Source organism: Phyllobacterium sp. P5_D12, from assembly GCF_054049495.1.
Map to the genome: position 1 here is coordinate 1 of NZ_JBFUMG010000569.1, position 2770 is coordinate 2770.

General features: G+C 53.1%; 3 protein-coding genes. 2 read left to right on the top strand and 1 reads right to left on the bottom strand.

What is annotated here, in order from left to right:
- Positions 1–103 precede the first annotated feature (103 nt).
- Together aceA and ACXJ5O_RS23610 are read left to right on the top strand one after the other, a co-directional pair.
- Positions 104–1393, top strand: a complete 1290-nt coding sequence (gene aceA, locus ACXJ5O_RS23605; protein ID WP_457302030.1) for an isocitrate lyase — start codon at positions 104–106, stop codon at positions 1391–1393.
- A gap of 28 nt (positions 1394–1421) precedes the next feature.
- Positions 1422–1655 carry an SMc00767 family acetate metabolism repressor gene (locus ACXJ5O_RS23610; protein WP_100000043.1) on the top strand — a complete coding sequence of 78 codons (234 nt, stop codon included), beginning with the start codon at positions 1422–1424 and terminating at the stop codon, positions 1653–1655.
- Between the two features lie 199 nt (positions 1656–1854).
- On the opposite strand, the gene ACXJ5O_RS23615 is transcribed toward ACXJ5O_RS23610, so the two are convergent.
- Entirely contained in the window at positions 1855–2100 is a 246-nt protein-coding gene (locus tag ACXJ5O_RS23615; protein WP_457302031.1) for a hypothetical protein, read from the bottom strand.
- Positions 2101–2770: the final 670 nt, after the last annotated feature.

The following is a 2770-nucleotide window of genomic DNA, read 5'->3' on the forward strand; positions in this document are numbered from 1 at the left end:
GGATCATACCGCGCTGCAATGTAAATCTAGTCATATCAACGCGGTCGTCAAACTTCACTATCAGACAGGCTGCGGCGGGATAAAACTCTTTGTGGAGCTAATAATGACTGATTTTTACAACCTCGTACCAAACGCACCGGAGGGCCGCTATGACGGTATCGAACGCCCCTATACACCTGACGATGTCCAGCGCCTCAGAGGCTCGGTTCAGATCAAGCATACTCTCGCTGAAAACGGTGCCAACCGGCTCTGGAAGCTCATCCACGAAGAGGGTTTCGTCAATGCGCTGGGCGCTCTCTCGGGCAACCAGGCTATGCAGATGGTTCGCGCAGGTCTCAAGGCAATCTATCTTTCCGGATGGCAGGTGGCTGCAGACGCAAACACAGCTTCAGCCATGTATCCTGACCAGTCGCTCTACCCGGCAAATGCGGCGCCGGAACTGGCCAAGCGCATAAACAAGACCCTGCAGCGCGCGGACCAGATCGAGACGGCGGAGGGCAAGGGCCCTTCGGTCGAAACCTGGTTCGCACCGATCGTCGCCGACGCCGAAGCAGGATTTGGCGGACCGCTGAATGCCTTCGAGATAATGAAGGCCTTCATCGAAGCTGGCGCTGCCGGTGTCCATTACGAAGACCAACTCGCTTCGGAAAAGAAATGCGGCCATCTTGGCGGCAAGGTTCTGATCCCGACCGCGGCGCATATCCGAAACCTGAACGCTGCGCGGCTTGCCGCCGACGTCATGGGAACGCCAACACTGGTCATTGCCCGCACCGACGCGGAGGCTGCCAAGCTCCTGACATCGGACATCGACGAACGCGACCAGCCCTTTGTCGATTACGATGCCGGGCGGACGACGGAAGGCTTCTATCAGGTGAAGAACGGACTAGAGCCTTGCATTACCCGGGCCATCGCCTATGCGCCGCACTGCGACATGATCTGGTGCGAGACCTCGAAACCAGACCTTGAGCAGGCCAAGCGCTTTGCCGAAGGTGTGCGCAAGGAGCATCCGAACAAGCTTCTCGCCTATAATTGCTCGCCTTCCTTCAACTGGAAGAAGCATCTAGACGAGGCGACAATCGCCAAGTTCCAGCGCGAGCTCGGGGCGATGGGCTACAAGTTCCAGTTCATCACGCTGGCCGGCTTCCATCAGCTCAACTTTGGCATGTTCGAACTCGCCCGTGGTTACAAGGACCGGCAGATGTCGGCCTATTCGGAACTGCAGGAAGCTGAGTTTGCCGCCGAGACCAATGGTTACACGGCAACCAAGCACCAGCGCGAAGTCGGCACCGGCTATTTCGATGCAGTTTCGCTGGCCATCACCGGCGGCAAGTCATCGACGACGGCAATGAAGGAATCCACCGAGACGGCACAGTTCCGCCCGGCTGCAGAGTAAAATAACAAAACGCCAAGGAGAAAAAATTATGGCACCGCAGACACGCGTCAAGGAACGGGCCGAGGAGCAATCATCGGCCATGAATACAGACCAGCAGGCTGTCATTCGCATGGTCGCCAATGACCTGCATCGCCTCAACCAATCCGTTATGAAGGCGGTTGACGCCGGTGTGTCCGTGGAACTGGTCCGTTCCGCCCGTCACCATGGCGGCGACGGCAACTGGGGCGATCTTCTTATCCCGGTTGTTGTGACAAGGCAGTAATTTCGCCCGTGGCCTTCTCTGGCTTCGGTCTGGGGCCAGCACGGCTCGCAGAACCGCTCGCAAGCAATTGCGGGCGGTTTTTGGGCCAAGACGCAAATGTGCGTGGTTCGATTTGCCATCGAACCACGCACCGATGACTGGAGCTGTCTGACCCCGCAGCGAACGAAGGAAATTCGCTTCAAACCATCCAATCATCTGCTCAGTTAAAGAAGAGACGTCTTATATTCTTGGTCGCCGCAGGCGTTCGATCCATATGCTGGTCCGCCGCATAGGCAAGGGCAAGACCGACAATGGCTCGAGTGGTTTCATTCACCAGCCATCCTGCTTCTCCTGCCTCGCTCGCAAGCATCTCGATCGCACACCGGAACTCTGCTTCCAGGGCCAGCTGACAATCGAAGCCCCGGCTTGGATAGTTGGTCGGACGCATAGGTTTGTGGATACGCATGGTCTCCTCCTTATGCCGTGCATGAGCTCTCGGGAAATGCGACGGACACCAAATGTCTAGTGGCACCTCAGAAACCTCAAATGCATGCGCTCACGTCTTTTAGACTTACGCAAAGCATACTTTCCGACAAGGGTCTTTTTGGTTAGTACAGAAACCAAAAACTTTGGATTGTGCTCCTCAACATCCGAACCTGATTGCCCGACATAGCGCTTCTGGCAAAGAGGTAGAATGTTATCCCCCGAAAAATAGTATACATGATTCATTTAAGTCTTCCCCTCCAGAAAGAACTAAACAAATTTGGCAATACAATAGCTATTTCAGATTGTAGAACAATATAATACTACAAATTTCGTCTGTCAATGGACAAACGTTTTTTGAAATAAAATTTTACTTTTGTGATATATCAGATTGATAAAACGTTGCGCACGTCAAATTCAAATGATCGTTTACCCGGACACGTATTACATGCGACAACTTCGCCTTCGATCAAACTCGCACTTACGCCAAAAGAATTGATTCAAAGCATTGATCCGAATCCTCTAATATAAAGCAATCCTTTTTATATTTAGCGATCCGTGTCATAATACGATCCAGAGAAAATATAACCGGCTATTCGGTTAAATAATGACGGGCAGTTCTGCAATTGTCCATTGGCGGACAATGTATTGTG